Here is a 15,895-nt window from a genome sequence, read left to right on the forward strand (position 1 = left end):
AATCACCTCAAGGCAACAAAGAAAATTATACGTTTCGTTTTTCTGTTTGTCAATATTTTTTCTTTACAGTATAATGATTGTCAGCTTACATACAATTTATCACGTTTCCATTAAAAACACAAAATGCCGAATGGAGAGAAATGAAATGAAAGCGGTTGGAATCATCGTTGAATACAATCCATTTCATAACGGGCACTTGTATCATCTTGAAGAAACGAAAAAAAAGACAAGTGCTGATTGCGTGATCGCTGTGATGAGCGGAAATTTTTTGCAAAGAGGAGAGCCAGCACTCGTTTCTAAATGGGCACGGACAAACATGGCGCTATCGGCTGGCGTTGACCTCGTCGTCGAGCTACCTTATGTGTTTGCCGTACAGTCTGCAGAAATGTTTGCAAGCGGAGCAGTCGCTTTACTCGATGCATTACATTGTGCAGAGATTTGTTTCGGAAGCGAAAGTGGAGAGATCGATCCGTTTATCGAAGCGGTCCATACGCTGCAAAAACGGCAACAAGAATACGATATGCACATTCAGCAAGCATTAAAAACGGGAATCAGCTATCCGCAAGCAATCACGCGAGCTTGGAAACAGCTCCAAATCGCCGACATTGATTTAACAAAGCCAAACAATATTCTCGGCTTTTCCTATGTCAAAGCGATCAAGGAGCAAAATAGCTCCATCATCCCGCGAACCGTTCAACGGATCGCTTCCGGTTATCATGATGAAACGTTCTCCCACCCATTCATCGCTAGCGCAACAAGCTTGCGGAAAACATTGAGCGGATCAATTGAACAGCTTGAGCATATTTCACCATATATTCCTTCCTATACAAAACATGCGCTCGAACAATACTATTCGACATACGGTACATTCCATGAGTGGGAGCACTATTTCCCTCTCCTAAAATACCGCATCATGACAATGGAAGAAAACGAATTACAGCGCATGGCGAACGTAGACGAAGGGCTCGAATACCGTTTCAAGCAGGCGATCGTCGAAGCCGAAACATTTTCTCAATTCATTCATTCCATCAAAACGAAGCGATACACGTGGACGCGATTGCAAAGAACGTGCGCTCATATTTTAACCAATTTTACAAAAGAACAAATGGCCGCTACAAAAAAACCGGCTTATATCCGTCTGCTCGGCATGAGCGAAAACGGACGTCGCTATTTGCAAATAGTAAAAAAGAAGCTCTCGTTGCCATTGATAACGAACGCTGCGCGCTTGCACTCTGATTATATATATGAGCAAGAAAAAAAAGCGGTCGCTGCTTATACCGCTATTTTTCCCGAACCAATTCGCACAAATGCAACTAAAGAAGAATATGCGACTCCGCCGATTTATTGGAGAGCTTGCAAATAACGGAGCGCATCATCAAACGTATCGACCGGAACAACTTTCATTTTTGTTCCGATTTTTTTTGCTGTTTTGACCGCTTGACGGTAATTAGAGTTTTTCGCCCCTTTCTCATTTGGAGCGAAGAAAATGTCCGCTCCCGCTTGATCAGCAGCGACAACTTTTTGTGAAATTCCGCCAATCGGCCCGATTTCTCCGTTCATATTGATCGTGCCCGTCCCTGCAATTTTATAACCTTTCGTAATATCTTCTTCTACTAGTTGGTTATAAATTTCTAGCGAAAACATGAGACCAGCAGAAGGACCGCCAATTTTTTCCGAATCAATACGAACAGGAGGCTCAGTCACGACATCGTAATCCGTCATTAATGAAACGCCAAGGCCAATTTGTTGCGGGGATTGCGGAAATGGTGCAAGCGAAAGGGAAGCTGTTTTCTCTTTCCCATTTCGCTTCCACGTTATACTCACTTGATCGCCTTTTTTCTTTTGGCGAACATATTGTATCAATTGTTCGGAAGTATTCATCGTTTTCCCATCTATGCGGACAATGCGGTCTCCTACTTGCAAAATGTGCTCTGCCGGCATGCCCGGCACAACGCTCATCACATAGACGCCGCGCGGTTGATAAGAAACCGGTTTATGGGCATTTTTATATGCCACGACGATAGCGGCTTCTTTTGATTCTTCCATCAAGTAAAGCTGGCGGTTCGTATATTCTTCATCCGTTTCTCCTTCCTGTTTAATTTCCTGCAACGGATAAAGTTCGTAATACGGGCGAACGTGTGCGAGCAAATAAGAAGCGATATTCGCCCTCCCCATCCTTACTGTTGTTAACATTAAACTACCTTCATCTTTGTCGCCATTTTCAACATGAACAAGCGGTTCTAGCGCTTGCGCCGTTCCTGGCATCGTCACGTAATATGGCAGCTGTACAAAGATAAAAAGCAGACTAGCAACAGCCCCAAGCAAAAACGTGATCATATACGTTCGTTTTTTCATATATGCTGTGACCCCTTCCATTTCTCAATTGCTTGATGAATTTTATGCACGTATTTCCGCGTTTCTTCCTCTCCTATCTTAATAATTTCTTCTGTATGTGTAAATGCACGAGAGCTATATTGCTCGACGCGCGGACGGATCATCACATCAGAAGCGTATTCACGATGGCGGACGAGCTCGTCTTGCAAAATATCAATGCTTTGCAAAATGACATCGAAAATAGAAGTGATTTCCTCGGTCACTTTCACGTGCGAAACATCTACACCGATTACAATATCCGCTCCCATCTCTCGCGCCACCGAAACTGGAATGCGATCAATCACCCCGCCATCGACAAGCATGCGCCCATTTATGACTTCAGGAACGAAAATGCCGGGGATCGAAATGCTTGCCCGCACCGCATCAGCAACACTGCCGCTCTTGAAAACAACTTTTTCGCATTTTTGAAGATCTGTCGCAACGATCGCAATCGGGATTGGCAATTCTTCTATTCGCTTCCCTTTAGTTATTAATCGAACAAACTCTTTTATTCTTTTCCCGGCAATTAGCCCCATTTTCGGGATCGTTATATCAATGAAATCGTTTCTGCGAAAAGCTTTTGCCAATTTATAAAGACGGTCGATCCCTAATCCGCTCGCATATAATGCCGCAACGAGAGCACCCATGCTGCTGCCTGCTATATAATCAATCGGAATGCGTTCTTCTTCAAGCACTTTAATAACCCCTAAATGTGCAAAACCTCTCGCTCCTCCAGACCCTAGCGCTAAGCCAATTTTTGGCTTCATCTTTTTCTCCCCTCTTTCATTCTTATGGTCTAAAATAGCCCCCTATACTCGTATATTAAACTACACGAGGTTGTACATGGTATGAAAAAGAAAGGGGAGAAAAGATGTGAACAAACGTCGCGCTCAGGAGGCAACGCGTATATGAAAACGAAAGCACATACCATTCTTTTAGCTTTATCCGTTACCGTTTTTGCCTTTTCTCTCATTTTCTATCCACAACAATCGCTCGAAGCGTCGATTCGTGGTTTAAATATGTGGTGGGAAGTCGTTTTTCCTTCGCTATTGCCTTTTTTTATCGTTTCCGAATTGTTAATCGGTTTTGGGGTCGTTCATTTGCTTGGCGTGCTGTTAGAACCGCTTATGCGACCGCTTTTTAATGTTCCCGGCGTCGGAGGTTTCGTTTGGGCGATGGGAATGGCGTCTGGATATCCGTCGGGAGCAAAATTAACGGCCCGCCTATATCAAGAAAAGCAAATTTCGATGATCGAAGCAGAACGTCTTTCTTCATTTACAAATTCATCCAATCCTTTATTTATTTTTGGAGCGGTGTCTGTTGGATTTTTTCATAACCCTCGCCTCGGAATGATCTTTGCTTTATCGCATTACATCGGAAACGTCTTTGTCGGCCTTATCATGCGATTTCACAGAAAAGCGGAAGAACAGCGTACTCAGCCAACAAAACAACATTCCTTTTCGATTCGCCACGCCTTTCATATATTGCATGAAACGCGGCTAAAAAACAAGCAACCGTTAGGAAAATTGTTAGGAGATGCCGTTCGTTCTTCCGTTCAAACGTTATTAATGATCGGTGGGTTTATTATTCTCTTTTCGGTCATTAATAAACTTTTATATATGATTCACATGACCGAACATATCGCTTTGTTGTTTCAATATATGCTTCATCTGTTTCAACTCCCAAAAGAGTTAAGCATTCCATTCATTTCCGGCGTATTTGAAATTACGCTCGGCAGCCAAATGATCAGCCAAGTCGAACAGGCGAATCTTTTAGAAAAAGCGATCGTCACAAGCTTTATTTTGTCTTTTGGCGGCTTTTCTGTACAGGCGCAAGTAGCAAGCATCCTTGCGGAAGCTAACATTCGGTTTCAACCTTTTTTTGTAGCGCGAATGATTCATGGATGCGTTTCCGCCTTATTTACATACATTTTATGGGAGCCGCTTTACGTCCGTTTCTACTCGATTCATGAAACGAAAGGAGCGATTCCTGTTTTTTTAACGGAACACGCCCCTTTATGGTTGTTTCAATATTGGAAATTTTTAACTCAATATGGCCCACTCATTACTTTGCTATCGTTATGTATGTACGCACTATTGCTTTTTCTTACACTTAATAAAAAGGCTGACTGAAAAAGGTGCGACTCCCTTCTCAAGTCAGCTTTCTTTCGTTTTCATCATCATTCTAGCTTGAAAGGCGCAAATTTTTGGCGGAGCGCCTCCTCAACAATAGGAGGTACGAGCTCTGAAATATTCCCGTTATATTTTGCAACTTCTTTTACGATGCTGGAGCTTAAAAAAGCGTACTGACTATTTGTCATCATAAAAAAAGTTTCGATATTTTCATCTAACACGCGGTTCATCGAGGTGATTTGCATTTCATACTCAAAGTCGGAGACAGCGCGTAACCCTCTTAAAATCGCATTGGCACTTTTGCTGCGGGCGTAATCGACAAGAAGACCGTTAAACGATTCGACGGTCACGTTTGGAAATGGCTTCACCACTTCTTTTAACAATTCTATTCTTTCTTCCACTGAAAATAGCGGTTTTTTCGATGAATTATTCAAAACCGCGACATATACTTGATCAAATACTTTCGCACCGCGCCGAATAATATCTAAATGTCCATATGTAACCGGGTCAAAGCTCCCCGGGCAAACCGCAATGCTTGCCATTAAATCGATTCCCCTTTCTCTGCATAGGCATAAACGGAAACGGCGGTAATTCCATAAGTTTCACGCTTGATTCGCAGCAATTCCCCGATTTGGTCGGGAAGTTCGATGTCATGAGCATGTTCGGCAATGACAAATCCGTCAGTTTCAACAAGAGCATGCTCATCAATAAAAGAAATGAGCGCTTGCAACTTCTGCTTTTTATAAGGTGGATCAAGAAAAATAACATGAAACCGAAGTTGGCGCTTAACGATCGCTTTCAACGCACGCTCCGCATCATTGCGATAAATTTCTGCTTGTTCCGTCAATCCACATGCCTCTATATTTTTTCGAATCGTCTGCACCGCTTTTATGTCGTGATCAACAAAAATCATACGATCCACTCCGCGGCTTAACGCTTCAATTCCAAGGCCGCCGCTTCCTCCAAATAAATCAAGACCGATTCCCCCTGAAAAATAAGGACCGATCATATTAAAGATCGCTTCTTTTACTTTATCCGTCGTTGGTCTTGTCGACATACCTGGAACCGCTTGCAATAATCTTCCTTTACATTTCCCTGAAATGACCCTCATCATCTTTCACCACATTTTAAGCGTTTTGCCCTTCTTATCCTATCACAAACTTTTAAATAATACCACTTTGTCATTTTTTTGAAAGAAGATGTATACAAATTGATGCATTGGTCATAATGAGTAATGGCAACGTCCGTATGGATGCTGTTGCCAACCACGGAGAAGACTTACGTTCCCCATAAGTTCTTCCTCCGGTTTCTCCTCTCCCTTTTCCTTTGGCTTATGCGTTCCTTTTCGATGCGCGGGAACAAATAAGCATCAAAGGCCCCTGCAGGAAGCTGCAGGGACTTTTTTATGGAACAGCTTTCACATAAACATCGCGGTCAGTCGTCCACACTTGAACAGAAAACCAGCGTTGGATTATATCCGTGCTCATGTACAGCATTCCGTTAATATCACGAATAATGATAGAAGGGGCACCAAACCGATCATTTCCTTGCATATAAACAGAAGAATTGACAAAAAAGCGCCAACGATTATCATTATTTTCAATAAACACCGCATCTCCTGACCGCCTTACATCATACCTTAAGCGACTCATCACTTCAGTAAACGGTAAAAGAATCTCTCCATTTTGTAAAACGGCTTTCGCTTCTTTCAAAGGCACATCGTTCACATATACATTTCCTTCATTTGTAAAAATAAGCAAAAGAGAACGTCCTTTTTTCATTAAATCAGTAAAATACGTTGTTTCTCCTGTACGAGATGCCGATAAAGCCTTATCGAGCATCGAAGGCGTTAGCATTTTCCCTCTATACTGTAAAACAAAAGAGAGAAATGCTTTTTTTTCATCTTCCGTCAATTTTTCCTGAAATTGTTGCCAAACCGCTTTCGCTTGCGGAGTAACAGGCTGTGTTTGTAGCGCAATCGCTGTTAATAAGTCCGCTACCCACTCATTTATTTCACCACTTGGCAAAAAGTAAGACGCATAATATGTACGCATATATTCCGCTTGAATCGATGAAAGCGATGTAGTTTCAGGAACAACGACTAACGTCGGAGAAAGATGCTGATCGCCCCACGGTGACAATACGAGCGTAAATGAAGGAACATCCGCCCATTTCGTTGCTTTCATGTTCGCTTTATTTTGCCCGTACACTTCTATAGAACCGTATACGTTTCTCGACAGTTCTGCTGGTTGAAAATAAAGCGGAAACGAAAGAAGATTTTTTTGCGACCACGAATAGAGAGTAAACGAGTCTTTTTTTATTCTCCCATCAAGCGGCGCACCGGCCATCCACATTCCATTTTTCGTTGCATAATCGATGAGCTGGACACGAAATTGCTGCGGTTGCTTTGAAAAAACAACGACAGACCAGCGTTCCAGCCAAATGGTTTTCAATGATGGCAACGAGATGACATAGCGAAAGGAGATTCGGTTATTCCCGCCTACTTGCACGGACGATTTTCCATTTCGTTCATACGCAAGCGTTTGTCGTTTGTTTCCAATGATATAGGTCATTTGCTTTGCTCCGCTTGGTATCATCACTTCATACGATCGTTCTGTAAGCCCTTCGATCGTTTGTGTAATTTCAAGTTGTTTTCCGACATGGCGAATATCGATCGTATGAACTAATGGTGTAGCGCCATTTCTATTATTAGTCTGCTCGTAATCGCGCCATTGCATATACATAGCACCACCGCTGATTCCTAAAAAAAGAGCAATCATTAAAATAGCCGTCCTCATCACGATGCAATCCCTCATTCAAATTCGTTTCTTACCAATAAAGATACCAAAAAAACTACACTGTTTGTACAAAAATGTCGAAATTTGTTTATCTTTTTCAAAAACAATGATAAAGTAGTGAGTTGGAGAGAATAGGAAAAGGGGAGAATCGCACATGATTCAACGATTTATTGAACTTGGGGAAGGATATTCCGATATTTATGAACTGATTGAATTGGCAAAAGCAAACCGCCATCGTTTATCTGGGCTTTTTGCTCTCCATACGATTAAAAATGGACAAGCGGTAACTTCTTGTGTCGTTGTTCTGCATCCGACTGATCCGGGAGAATTTCAGCCTTTATATATTTGTCGAGAAGGCATTCCGAATCCATCTGTTAAACCAAACAAACGATATGAACTATTTGCCGAATTGGCAAAAGAACTCGGCCATGAAATTATACATTTAGAAGTAAAACCGTCGACATTTTTTGCTGAAGTTGAGTTATATTATCAACATTTAATCGGCATTATGCGCATGAACCGTTTTATTCCACCTCTTCAATAACGAAAAGTGGGGGAGGATGTTCGTTCACAGCTAGGCAATAAAAAAAAGGCTGGCTTTTCTCGGAAAGTCAGCCTTTTTCAATCGAATAACCTAAATACTTTTGTTCTTTTTCTTTATCGCCTTTCGATTCAAATTCCATTTTTAAAAACGGGCGATACGAAGGCTCGACCTTTTTCACAAATGGCAATGAAGCGATCTTTTTCATAAGGAGATCAATATCTTCCATATTGCAATATAGCACGACATATTTAAGACGTTTAGAAATGTAATGAATATTACCAAATTTCCGCAAATGTTTGCTATGTTTTAATGAATATAACCAAACAATCATTGCTTGACGCTTTGGAAACATAACTTCATTCCCCTTTTGACAATTTACGACCGACAGCCGCAGCTTCCTCCTGTACCACACCCGCCTGAACAACTAGATAGCGAGGTAAAGTACGGATTCCCTGTTGGCACTTTGACTTGCTCCGATACAGCCTTTCCAATCAGTACGCTAATTTCATCCAGCAAATCTTGCAATTCTTTTTCTGCTTTTTTAAAAGCAGAAATGGTTTCGTGAAAATCAAGCTTTCGTTTAACCTCACGTATTTCTTTCATAATTGTATGATAATCTGGATGATATTTACCAAAACGCTGTACTTCTTCATAGCGTTCTTTTGCCTTTGTAAAATGCGCAATCAGTTCTTGGGCGGAGCGATCATTTTTCAATCGTTGCAAACAACGTCGATAATGCTCCGCTACTTCTGACTGGACAACCATCTTTCCTAACGATTCGGCTTTATTTAAAATCTCGAGCCGCTCGAACGTCGCAACGATCACGGTATGCACCTCCACTACCATCATATCATGAGAAAGACATAGAAGAAAAGCGATGACTATATCAAAAAAAGTCTGACCCGCTCGTCAGACTTTCGATTAAGGAATATTGACCTCAAACTCATGTGATACTCCGTATTTCGTCGAATCGTTATGAACGAGTTCAAGGCGGACCGTATGCTTCCCTGCTGGTAATCCTTTTACAACAAAGGCAGCAGTAAACACTTCGTTTACTTTTTGGCCATTCAAATAAACATCGATATGGCCTTCCCCGTCTTTTTTATGGCGCGCACCTTTTTTAAAAGAAAAGTTATTGACGATACACTCAACAAACACCTCTTTTCCGCGCACTTCATGTTTGACGTGCATCGTTTGGACGATGTGCGCAGAAGCGATCGGAACTGCTTTATGCATCGTTTCAGCCTCTTTGTGGTTTTCCCACGCCGCCAACAACAATAATGAAAAGACACTAGCTATCATTTTTGTTCGCAAAGACATCACTCCTTTACGAAGTAGTCTTTGCTTTTTTGGAAAAATTAATCCCGCATCGCTTTAAACATATGCAGCATGAGAGAGGCCATTTCTAACGAATTAGCAATTTTTTCTACTTTATGCGGAATCGTTTGCTCGTAATATTGAAGCGCAGCTAACTCAAATGATTGTAGCTTGTTCGGATCGCGAGCAAGCGTCCGATACCAGCGCGGCTGTTCACGAATAAATTTTTGTAACCATTTCTTCGATTCGATATATTGCACAACTTCTTTTCTCATCAATAAGGCCCTCTAATCTTTCCGAAATGAAAACGGATGATGCTCTGGCGGAACAGCAGATGATTGTTTCATTCCTTGAAGCTGTCCGATGACGCTTTGAATCGCCGAAATAGCCTCTTGGACGGCCGCGATATGTTTCTGCATCTCATTCGGATCCATCTTTTTTAATGTGGATAAAATTTTGTTTATAAAAGAATGGCTATCGATTGCTTGTTTTTCTTGCTCTTCCCTATAGTCATTCCATATTTCATCTTCTTCACCGAATAAATACCAATCTTCATAAAACTGTTTCCACGTTTTTTTTCCTTCGCGCACATCTTGAATAATTTTTGGATGTTTTTTTACAAATTTCTTAAACTGTTCGACGGAAGGATGTAGATGTTTTTCCATCCTCCTCTACCCCCTCTTTGTTCTTCTACCATATACTATCGAACAAACGGATGTGGCGTGCGCCCATTTTTTGATACAATAATGAGGAAGAGGAGGAATAAACGTTGGTAACTGCGATTGCAATCCCACTGTTATTTCTTTATTTTTATTACTTGACGCGCAAAGAACGAAAAAAATTTTATAACAAATGGCTTCAGATCGGAAAAGTTGCTGAAGAATCGTTCGTCAAAGGAACGATCGTCGGTATCCGCGAAAAAACAGAACGGTATTATTACCATTATTCCATTTACATCATCGATTTATTGTTACAGCATGAAAACGAAAAAATCGCCGCGCGCATTCAATTTCCGATGACGGACTCGCTGCAAAAACCATCATTTCAAATCGGTGAAACGATTATTTGCTACGGTCAATGGAAAAATCAGCTTTTTTTGTTCGCTACTTATCAGACAACTTCCACGGTTTCAAAAAATCTTGTGTATAATATTGACCGGCGACACCGACGCCAAGGTGAGTAAATTGCGGATTTAACAACGTGTCGCGATGTCTTTTGCTGTTTAACCATCCTTCTACAGCAGCAATTCCGTCGATATATTGTGCCGCAATATTTTCACCCGCTACTTGAAATGGAATGCGTGCGGATAACAATCGGTCTTTTAAATCACCACGAGTAGGAGATTGGTGAGAAAAATATCGATTGTCTTTCATATCTTTACTATGCTCATAAGCGACTTGAGCTGCTTTTTCATGCCAATCTAACGGCGGAACGTTATAGCGCTTTCGAATGACGTTCGTAATCTCAAAAATTTGCTTCGCATTCGCCATTTCGACTCGCTTTTGTTGCTGCAAAGATAAAGGGGCGGCTGACGGCAACGTACCGCGATACACTAATTCGTAAGGACGTAACTTTACGAGCGTTTCTCCATCCATAACTCGAATACCTGAAATTTTTCCAGTGAAATGATCGATATAAAGTTGTACATACACACCATTCATCTTCACGATCGGCTGAACGGTCATATCTTGCTCTGACAATTCAAAACGATAAGTGCCCGTGCGTAACGATACTTCGACCGTAGAAGAAAGGGGGATAAGGTTAAACAGTTCTTGAACAGGTTGACCAATTCGAAATGGCGTAACATCAATTTGTTCCCCGCCTATAAAAGCAGTAACAACTCGACCGTTCATCATTCCAAGTTGTAAATACGTACTCGTTTGCTCATTGTAAATCCACCATTTGTAATCATAAGCAGAGTCATCGATACGTATTGGTTGCCCGAACTGCTTTTTGACTTCTTCCTCCGTTTTTCCAATCAAAGACACAACCCCAGCTTTTGCGGTTTGTTCTTTTTCAATGCGGTCACGCTCTTTTTGTGGTTGTGTAGGACTTAACGGGGGTGTATTATGGTTAGGAGAAAAATATAAAAAACTAATCAATAAGAGAAAAAACAAAAAAAACCATTTCACTAGGCAACCCCACTTTCACAAAATCTCTTACTGTCATTATATCGTGTTTTCTTTGTAAAAAAAAACGAAATCCCTTACGAAAAGGGATTTCGTTTTTTAGTGAAGGAAATTTTGTTCGGAAATATCGCTTAATGCGCGGCCAGCACTTTCATCTGAATATCGATGTGTTGCTAAATCGCCGAGTGAAACGATGCCGACAAGCCGGCCGTTTTCAACAACAGGTAAGCGACGAATTTGATGTTCCGCCATCTGTTGTGCTGCTTCTTGGACAGATGTATCCGGCGATGTCGTAATAACGTCTTTGCTCATCACTTCCGTTACTTGGCTCGATCCAGGTCGTTTTTCCGCAATTCCGCGAACGACTAAATCTCGATCGGTAACCATTCCAATGAGCCGACCGTTTTCGACAACTGGGATCGCCCCTACGTTTAAATCGCGCATTTTTACAGCTGCTTCAAACACGTTATCAAGTGGAGTGCAATAATCGACATTCGCTGTCATAATCTCACGCACAGTCGTCATGTTTCTTCCCCTTTCAATTTTCAATCTTTATTTTCCAATGAACATTTGCGTCCAATAATGACCATATGAGCCGCCTTTCGCGTACCCAACACCGATATGGGTAAAATCTTTGTTCAAAATATTAGCTCGATGTCCTGGGCTGTTCATCCAAGCATTGATCACTTCTTGGGGCGTCTGTTGGCCCGCTGCAATGTTTTCTGCCGCTGTGCGATAACTAATTCCAAAATTTTTGATCATCGTAAATGGCGAGCCGTACGTCGGAGATTGATGCGAAAAATAATTTTTATTGCGCATATCGGCTGATTTATAGCGTGCGACACGCGCTAATTGCCAATCGATTTGCAGTGGCGGCAATCCGTACTTCGCTCGCTGTTGATTGGTTAAACGTACCACTTCGTTTTCAATTTGTTTCACATCATCTAAAATCGGAACATATACCTTTTGACCGGGATAAATTAAGTGAGGGTTGGAAAATTGCGGATTTGCTTCAATAATTTCTGAAAGCCCTACTTGATAACGAACCGCAATTTTCCATAAACTATCCCCAGGTTGAACGACATAAGTCGTCGTTCCTTGACCGTAAACGTTTAGTGGAACGCTTACACTGAACATGATGGCGCTAAACAATAAAAGCAGCAAAACTTTTTTCATCACTTTTCTCCTCCTTTCGCTTTTTAGTTTCACCAAAATAGAAAAAAAATGACGAATACAGTAAAAAATTTTTTCTCGGTATGAACTCGAATTCGAAGTATTGATTGAAAGTTGAACGCTTTCATAATATTATAGATGAAGGAGTGTTTTTATTTATCGGGATATTGTAGGAGGGAATATGTAATGAAATTTGAAAACACGGGAATTGAGAATCAAACAGCAGAATTGTCCCGCTTAGATGAGTTAATGGAAAGCTTAGGATTCGTACGTGCAGGCCAATGGGATTATGAGCGCGTTACATACGATCGTAAATTCGAAATGAAAGGCGACGTATACTATCTCCGCGTGCAAGGCTATGCGATTGAAGGCGAAGTCGACACGCGCTATGCGTTGATTAAATTGCTCCCCCCGCTTCTCGGAAAACATTATTATCCACACGGTGTTGAATATGGCGAAGGAGAAAACTTCCCATCTTCATTAGTCAGCCAATGCCAAAGCATTTTAGCACAAGTAAAAGAAGGATTAGCCAAAATCAACGCATGAGTGATTCTCATGCGTTGATTTTTTAATTACGCAATCCTTTTTACGATAATATGAACTTGTTGAACCGTAAACGGAGTCATCATCCCGATTTCATTTACAATTTGTTCCTGTAATTTCTTACATATCGGAATAATCTCAGCCCCGTATTTCATCACAACTGCAACCGTGATTGTACAATGATTATTTGCGGCAAGCAACACCTCGATAACGGTTTCTTCTGCCACTATTCCTTCTTGCTCTTTTACACACATCATCACAATCGTCACCAACGTCGAATACGCAACATTAGATCGACGCAATCGAACCGCTTCCCTCATCGTTTCCCTCCCCCAAATCAATATTTTTATTATATGCCGTCTGTCCCTCTCTGTTCCCTAGAATAAAAAACCCGACATTTATGTCGGGTCATCTAAAATCCTAAAATCGCTTTGATCATCGATGTTGTTTCGCCACCACGATAAAACACGTAAAGGAGCAAATAGACGACAACGCCGGTCACCGCTGTAAAAAACCAAATCACACTTGTAATCGGACCTAACTTTTTATGCTTGATGAGATTGTTCTTTAGGCCTGTTAACAGCGTAACGATTCCAAAAACAGCTCCGACGGTCGCTAAGAAAATATGGAACACTAAGAAAATCGTATAATATATTTTAATGTTATCTGGTCCACCAAAACTTGTATTACCAACAAATATTGTTCTTGATAAATAAATGAGAAAGAACAATAGCGCAAAAGCGGCTGCCCAGAGCATTACTTTTTTATGAGCCTCTATGTTTCTTTTTCGAATGAGATACCATCCATACGCTACGAGCGCAGCACTAATCACAATGCAACTTGTACTAATGGTGGGCAAAAGCGGCAGTGAATATTCCATGTCCTTTTCCTCACTTTATTTTTATTTATAATTATGATTCGGAAGGATGCGGTGATGCAATCGTTTCTAACCGCTCCTTCTCTCTCTCTTTTTGATACCATTCAATGAAAATAAAGAACAACATCGTTCCATACACAATTTCTTGAATAATTTTCATTAAGACGCCGCCGAGCTGTTGATCGTGAAGGAGCGACATCGATAAAAACATTTCCGGCCCCGTTAAATGCAAAGAAGCTAACGTCCCTTTTGGCACGCATAGCTGAAGGGCGTTTAACCATGCTTGTGGATCAGAAAACGTTTTATATAAAGGTGTATCCGCAAAAATAATAAGGGTACATGCAGGGGTTAGCAACACACCATTAGCAAAAATATACCCAACTTTTTTAATACCTGAAAGCGTTTGCCACTCTGATAGTTTGTTGACGATCGGCCACCACATAAACCATGCGGCAATGAAAATGATAGTCGTAACGACCGCATGGTAAATCATATTCGTTTTAATGGCGTCAAAAATAAACGGGACATGGTAAAACGAAAACAATCCGTTAAATAGCAAAAGAGAAATAAGCGGCTTTGTAAATAACGAAAACAACTGCTTAATTGCTCGTATGCGAAACAGCTTTTCATACATCCAATTCGGAATCCCTAAAATCAAACATTGCGGAATAATTAAATATAAAATCGCCATTTGCGTCATATGCACGCTAAACATTAGATGGCCAAGCAAATCGATCGGCGATCCTTTGATCACATAAAGCAAGAAAAGCCCTACAAAAAAATATGCTTTTTGTTTCATCGGCGGTGGCCCTTCTGTCGTAAATTTCTCACGCCACGGCCCGACCGCCAATAAATAAAACAGTGCGACGAGCAATAACGCTCCTAGAAAAAACGGGCTCCATAACGCCATAAAACCAAACATTTGCAATGATGTAATCATACTCTCACCTCTCTCCATTCATTATACTATAATACACCGAGCGTTTGTCCATTAATGAGCGCTTCATCATACGAAAAAGGAAATCAGCATACGCCGATTTCCTTTTGTCTATTACCACCAAACAACGGTCATAAACGCCCAAACCGTTAAAAACGCAACAAGCACACCGCCATAAAGAAAGAGCGCCGGAAGTTCATGTCCTTTGTGACTCATATGCATAAAGTAATACAATTGGAACGCGACTTGTACAACCGCAAGAAGTAAAATAAATGGAACAGAAAACCAATGTGAAAATTCGTCATAACCGACCGCAAAGAAAGCAACTAACGTTAGTGCAATCATTAGGATAAACGAGATGACCTGGTGTTTCATTTCTTCCGCATTTTTTTTGCGGCGGTATGCTAAGTCCACATTTGGGTTGCCTGTATTCGTCTGATTCGCCATACAATCACCCCACCATTCCCATTAAGTATACAACGGTAAAAATGAACACCCATACAACGTCAATGAAGTGCCAATATAAACTTGCGACATAAAACTTCGGTGCGTTGTATAGATCCAAGCCTCGTTTCGCGTTGCGAATCATTAACGTCAAAATCCATAATAAACCGAACGCCACGTGGGCACCGTGCGTACCAACTAGCGTGTAAAACGAAGATGCAAAGGCGCTTTTCGTAAACACGTGTCCTTCACGGACGTATTCATTAAACTCAAAAATCTCAAGACCTAAAAAGCCTGCACCTAATAACACTGTAATCCCAAACCAAAGCTGCATTTTTTTAAAGTCAAAATTTTTCATGTGATAAATCGCATATACACTCGTCAAGCTGCTCGTTAATAAAAGCATCGTTGCCACAAATACAAGCGGCATTTTAAACAGTTCTTCGGCAGATGGTCCACCTGCTGTCTTATCTCTCAACGCTAAATAAGTAGCAAAGAGGGAGGCGAAGAGAACCGTCTCTCCCCCTAAGAATAACCAGAAACCTAAAAATTTATTTTTCCCTTCGAGGGTGGCTTTTTCAGGCGACGCAGGGAACGTTTCTGCTGTTAATTTTTCTTCAACATGCAT

Annotated in this window: 23 protein-coding genes; 5 read left to right on the plus strand and 18 right to left on the minus strand. The window is 41.2% G+C overall.

The features are described 5' to 3' along the window. Positions 1-145 precede the first annotated feature (145 nt). Positions 146-1,363 (plus strand): nucleotidyltransferase, encoded by a 1,218-nt coding sequence (locus HNQ34_RS04285; RefSeq protein WP_183251904.1) that lies wholly within the window; start codon positions 146-148, stop codon positions 1,361-1,363. Here the strand turns inward: HNQ34_RS04285 and HNQ34_RS04290 are convergent. After that, the gene (locus tag HNQ34_RS04290; RefSeq protein ID WP_183251907.1) at positions 1,342-2,355 is read right to left on the minus strand and encodes a SepM family pheromone-processing serine protease; all 1,014 of its coding nucleotides are present in this window, start codon (positions 2,353-2,355) and stop codon (positions 1,342-1,344) included. The two genes, HNQ34_RS04285 and HNQ34_RS04290, sit on opposite strands and share 22 nt — an antisense overlap. Continuing rightward, positions 2,352-3,140 carry a patatin-like phospholipase family protein gene (locus tag HNQ34_RS04295; RefSeq protein WP_183251909.1) on the minus strand — a complete coding sequence of 263 codons (789 nt, stop codon included), beginning with the start codon at positions 3,138-3,140 and terminating at the stop codon, positions 2,352-2,354. The genes HNQ34_RS04290 and HNQ34_RS04295 overlap by 4 nt, the downstream gene beginning before the upstream one ends. A 141-nt stretch (positions 3,141-3,281) precedes the next feature. Between HNQ34_RS04295 and ylbJ the strand changes: the two genes are divergently transcribed. Then, complete coding sequence (gene ylbJ / locus HNQ34_RS04300) at positions 3,282-4,505, plus strand: sporulation integral membrane protein YlbJ (protein WP_183251911.1); 1,224 nt, start codon at positions 3,282-3,284, stop codon at positions 4,503-4,505. 47 nt (positions 4,506-4,552) lie between these two features. Here ylbJ and coaD read toward each other — a convergent pair whose 3' ends face one another. The 3 genes from coaD to HNQ34_RS04315 all read right to left on the minus strand — a co-directional run bounded on the left by coaD (position 4,553) and on the right by HNQ34_RS04315 (position 7,306). Continuing rightward, the gene (coaD, locus tag HNQ34_RS04305) at positions 4,553-5,047 is read right to left on the minus strand and encodes a pantetheine-phosphate adenylyltransferase (protein WP_183251913.1); all 495 of its coding nucleotides are present in this window, start codon (positions 5,045-5,047) and stop codon (positions 4,553-4,555) included. After that, entirely contained in the window at positions 5,047-5,616 is a 570-nt protein-coding gene (gene rsmD / locus HNQ34_RS04310; RefSeq protein ID WP_183252225.1) for a 16S rRNA (guanine(966)-N(2))-methyltransferase RsmD, read from the minus strand. Before rsmD ends, coaD begins: the two co-directional genes overlap by 1 nt. Positions 5,617-5,908: 292 nt before the next feature. After that, positions 5,909-7,306, minus strand: coding sequence for a hypothetical protein (locus HNQ34_RS04315; RefSeq protein ID WP_183251916.1), 1,398 nt, complete (start codon positions 7,304-7,306; stop codon positions 5,909-5,911). Positions 7,307-7,457: 151 nt separating this feature from the next. Here HNQ34_RS04315 and HNQ34_RS04320 point away from each other — a divergent pair, with 151 nt between their 5' ends. Continuing rightward, on the plus strand, positions 7,458-7,847 hold the full coding sequence (locus tag HNQ34_RS04320) for a DUF7147 family protein (protein ID WP_183251918.1): 390 nt from the start codon (positions 7,458-7,460) through the stop codon (positions 7,845-7,847). Between the two features lie 67 nt (positions 7,848-7,914). Here the strand turns inward: HNQ34_RS04320 and HNQ34_RS04325 are convergent, their stop codons facing one another. The 5 genes from HNQ34_RS04325 to ylbD form a co-directional block, all read right to left on the minus strand. After that, positions 7,915-8,199, minus strand: a complete 285-nt coding sequence (locus HNQ34_RS04325) for a YlbG family protein (RefSeq protein WP_183251919.1) — start codon at positions 8,197-8,199, stop codon at positions 7,915-7,917. Between the two features lie 23 nt (positions 8,200-8,222). Beyond that, complete coding sequence (locus tag HNQ34_RS04330) at positions 8,223-8,672, minus strand: YlbF family regulator (protein ID WP_312856093.1); 450 nt, start codon at positions 8,670-8,672, stop codon at positions 8,223-8,225. A gap of 96 nt (positions 8,673-8,768) precedes the next feature. Next, positions 8,769-9,167 carry a hypothetical protein gene (locus HNQ34_RS04335; RefSeq protein ID WP_183251920.1) on the minus strand — a complete coding sequence of 133 codons (399 nt, stop codon included), beginning with the start codon at positions 9,165-9,167 and terminating at the stop codon, positions 8,769-8,771. 38 nt (positions 9,168-9,205) lie between these two features. Continuing rightward, complete coding sequence (locus HNQ34_RS04340) at positions 9,206-9,439, minus strand: YlbE-like family protein (protein WP_183251921.1); 234 nt, start codon at positions 9,437-9,439, stop codon at positions 9,206-9,208. A 12-nt stretch (positions 9,440-9,451) separates the two neighbouring features. Then, on the minus strand, positions 9,452-9,829 hold the full coding sequence (gene ylbD / locus HNQ34_RS04345; protein WP_183251922.1) for a YlbD family protein: 378 nt from the start codon (positions 9,827-9,829) through the stop codon (positions 9,452-9,454). Positions 9,830-9,933: 104 nt separating this feature from the next. Here ylbD and HNQ34_RS04350 point away from each other — a divergent pair, with 104 nt between their 5' ends. Beyond that, positions 9,934-10,347, plus strand: a complete 414-nt coding sequence (locus tag HNQ34_RS04350; RefSeq protein WP_183251923.1) for a hypothetical protein — start codon at positions 9,934-9,936, stop codon at positions 10,345-10,347. Here the strand turns inward: HNQ34_RS04350 and HNQ34_RS04355 are convergent. From HNQ34_RS04355 to safA, 3 genes are all read right to left on the minus strand, one after another. Next, complete coding sequence (locus HNQ34_RS04355) at positions 10,268-11,296, minus strand: CAP domain-containing protein (RefSeq protein WP_183251925.1); 1,029 nt, start codon at positions 11,294-11,296, stop codon at positions 10,268-10,270. The genes HNQ34_RS04350 and HNQ34_RS04355 overlap by 80 nt on opposite strands. Before the next feature lie 96 nt (positions 11,297-11,392). Then, the gene (locus tag HNQ34_RS04360) at positions 11,393-11,818 is read right to left on the minus strand and encodes a CBS domain-containing protein (protein ID WP_183251927.1); all 426 of its coding nucleotides are present in this window, start codon (positions 11,816-11,818) and stop codon (positions 11,393-11,395) included. Between the two features lie 27 nt (positions 11,819-11,845). Continuing rightward, positions 11,846-12,430 carry a SafA/ExsA family spore coat assembly protein gene (safA, locus tag HNQ34_RS04365; RefSeq protein ID WP_409978355.1) on the minus strand — a complete coding sequence of 195 codons (585 nt, stop codon included), beginning with the start codon at positions 12,428-12,430 and terminating at the stop codon, positions 11,846-11,848. 222 nt (positions 12,431-12,652) lie between these two features. Here safA and HNQ34_RS04370 point away from each other — a divergent pair, with 222 nt between their 5' ends. After that, the gene (locus HNQ34_RS04370; RefSeq protein WP_183251930.1) at positions 12,653-13,012 is read left to right on the plus strand and encodes a YugN family protein; all 360 of its coding nucleotides are present in this window, start codon (positions 12,653-12,655) and stop codon (positions 13,010-13,012) included. 26 nt (positions 13,013-13,038) lie between these two features. Here the strand turns inward: HNQ34_RS04370 and HNQ34_RS04375 are convergent, their stop codons facing one another. From HNQ34_RS04375 to ctaE, 5 genes are all read right to left on the minus strand, one after another. Further along, entirely contained in the window at positions 13,039-13,329 is a 291-nt protein-coding gene (locus HNQ34_RS04375) for an Asp23/Gls24 family envelope stress response protein (RefSeq protein WP_183251932.1), read from the minus strand. A 92-nt stretch (positions 13,330-13,421) separates the two neighbouring features. Further along, positions 13,422-13,889: a DUF420 domain-containing protein gene (locus tag HNQ34_RS04380; protein WP_183251934.1), complete on the minus strand. Its 468-nt coding sequence runs from the start codon at positions 13,887-13,889 to the stop codon at positions 13,422-13,424. Between the two features lie 31 nt (positions 13,890-13,920). Next, positions 13,921-14,826, minus strand: coding sequence for a cytochrome c oxidase assembly factor CtaG (ctaG, locus tag HNQ34_RS04385; RefSeq protein ID WP_183251936.1), 906 nt, complete (start codon positions 14,824-14,826; stop codon positions 13,921-13,923). A 111-nt stretch (positions 14,827-14,937) separates the two neighbouring features. Next, positions 14,938-15,270: a cytochrome c oxidase subunit IVB gene (gene ctaF / locus HNQ34_RS04390; protein ID WP_183251938.1), complete on the minus strand. Its 333-nt coding sequence runs from the start codon at positions 15,268-15,270 to the stop codon at positions 14,938-14,940. A gap of 4 nt (positions 15,271-15,274) precedes the next feature. Next, the gene (gene ctaE, locus HNQ34_RS04395; RefSeq protein ID WP_183251940.1) at positions 15,275-15,895 is read right to left on the minus strand and encodes a cytochrome c oxidase subunit III; all 621 of its coding nucleotides are present in this window, start codon (positions 15,893-15,895) and stop codon (positions 15,275-15,277) included.

This window comes from Anoxybacteroides tepidamans (assembly GCF_014201465.1).
GTDB classification, from domain to species: domain Bacteria; phylum Bacillota; class Bacilli; order Bacillales; family Anoxybacillaceae; genus Anoxybacteroides; species Anoxybacteroides tepidamans.

What these genes read in the sequence shown, in the direction of transcription:
- safA (WP_409978355.1), bottom strand. Translation starts at nt 12,430, where the DNA reads ATGTTCAGTGTAAGCGTTCCACTAAACGTTTACGGTCAAGGAACGACG.
- ctaF (WP_183251938.1), bottom strand. Translation starts at nt 15,270, where the DNA reads ATGGCGAATCAGACGAATACAGGCAACCCAAATGTGGACTTAGCATAC.
- HNQ34_RS04320 (WP_183251918.1), top strand. Translation starts at nt 7,458, where the DNA reads ATGATTCAACGATTTATTGAACTTGGGGAAGGATATTCCGATATTTAT.
- ylbJ (WP_183251911.1), top strand. Translation starts at nt 3,282, where the DNA reads ATGAAAACGAAAGCACATACCATTCTTTTAGCTTTATCCGTTACCGTT.
- HNQ34_RS04325 (WP_183251919.1), bottom strand. Translation starts at nt 8,199, where the DNA reads ATGTTTCCAAAGCGTCAAGCAATGATTGTTTGGTTATATTCATTAAAA.
- HNQ34_RS04335 (WP_183251920.1), bottom strand. Translation starts at nt 9,167, where the DNA reads ATGTCTTTGCGAACAAAAATGATAGCTAGTGTCTTTTCATTATTGTTG.
- ctaE (WP_183251940.1), bottom strand. Translation starts at nt 15,895, where the DNA reads ATGCATGTTGAAGAAAAATTAACAGCAGAAACGTTCCCTGCGTCGCCT.
- HNQ34_RS04360 (WP_183251927.1), bottom strand. Translation starts at nt 11,818, where the DNA reads ATGACGACTGTGCGTGAGATTATGACAGCGAATGTCGATTATTGCACT.
- rsmD (WP_183252225.1), bottom strand. Translation starts at nt 5,616, where the DNA reads ATGAGGGTCATTTCAGGGAAATGTAAAGGAAGATTATTGCAAGCGGTT.
- HNQ34_RS04290 (WP_183251907.1), bottom strand. Translation starts at nt 2,355, where the DNA reads ATGAAAAAACGAACGTATATGATCACGTTTTTGCTTGGGGCTGTTGCT.
- ylbD (WP_183251922.1), bottom strand. Translation starts at nt 9,829, where the DNA reads ATGGAAAAACATCTACATCCTTCCGTCGAACAGTTTAAGAAATTTGTA.
- coaD (WP_183251913.1), bottom strand. Translation starts at nt 5,047, where the DNA reads ATGGCAAGCATTGCGGTTTGCCCGGGGAGCTTTGACCCGGTTACATAT.
- HNQ34_RS04380 (WP_183251934.1), bottom strand. Translation starts at nt 13,889, where the DNA reads ATGGAATATTCACTGCCGCTTTTGCCCACCATTAGTACAAGTTGCATT.
- HNQ34_RS04370 (WP_183251930.1), top strand. Translation starts at nt 12,653, where the DNA reads ATGAAATTTGAAAACACGGGAATTGAGAATCAAACAGCAGAATTGTCC.
- HNQ34_RS04340 (WP_183251921.1), bottom strand. Translation starts at nt 9,439, where the DNA reads ATGAGAAAAGAAGTTGTGCAATATATCGAATCGAAGAAATGGTTACAA.
- HNQ34_RS04295 (WP_183251909.1), bottom strand. Translation starts at nt 3,140, where the DNA reads ATGAAGCCAAAAATTGGCTTAGCGCTAGGGTCTGGAGGAGCGAGAGGT.
- HNQ34_RS04375 (WP_183251932.1), bottom strand. Translation starts at nt 13,329, where the DNA reads ATGAGGGAAGCGGTTCGATTGCGTCGATCTAATGTTGCGTATTCGACG.
- ctaG (WP_183251936.1), bottom strand. Translation starts at nt 14,826, where the DNA reads ATGATTACATCATTGCAAATGTTTGGTTTTATGGCGTTATGGAGCCCG.
- HNQ34_RS04285 (WP_183251904.1), top strand. Translation starts at nt 146, where the DNA reads ATGAAAGCGGTTGGAATCATCGTTGAATACAATCCATTTCATAACGGG.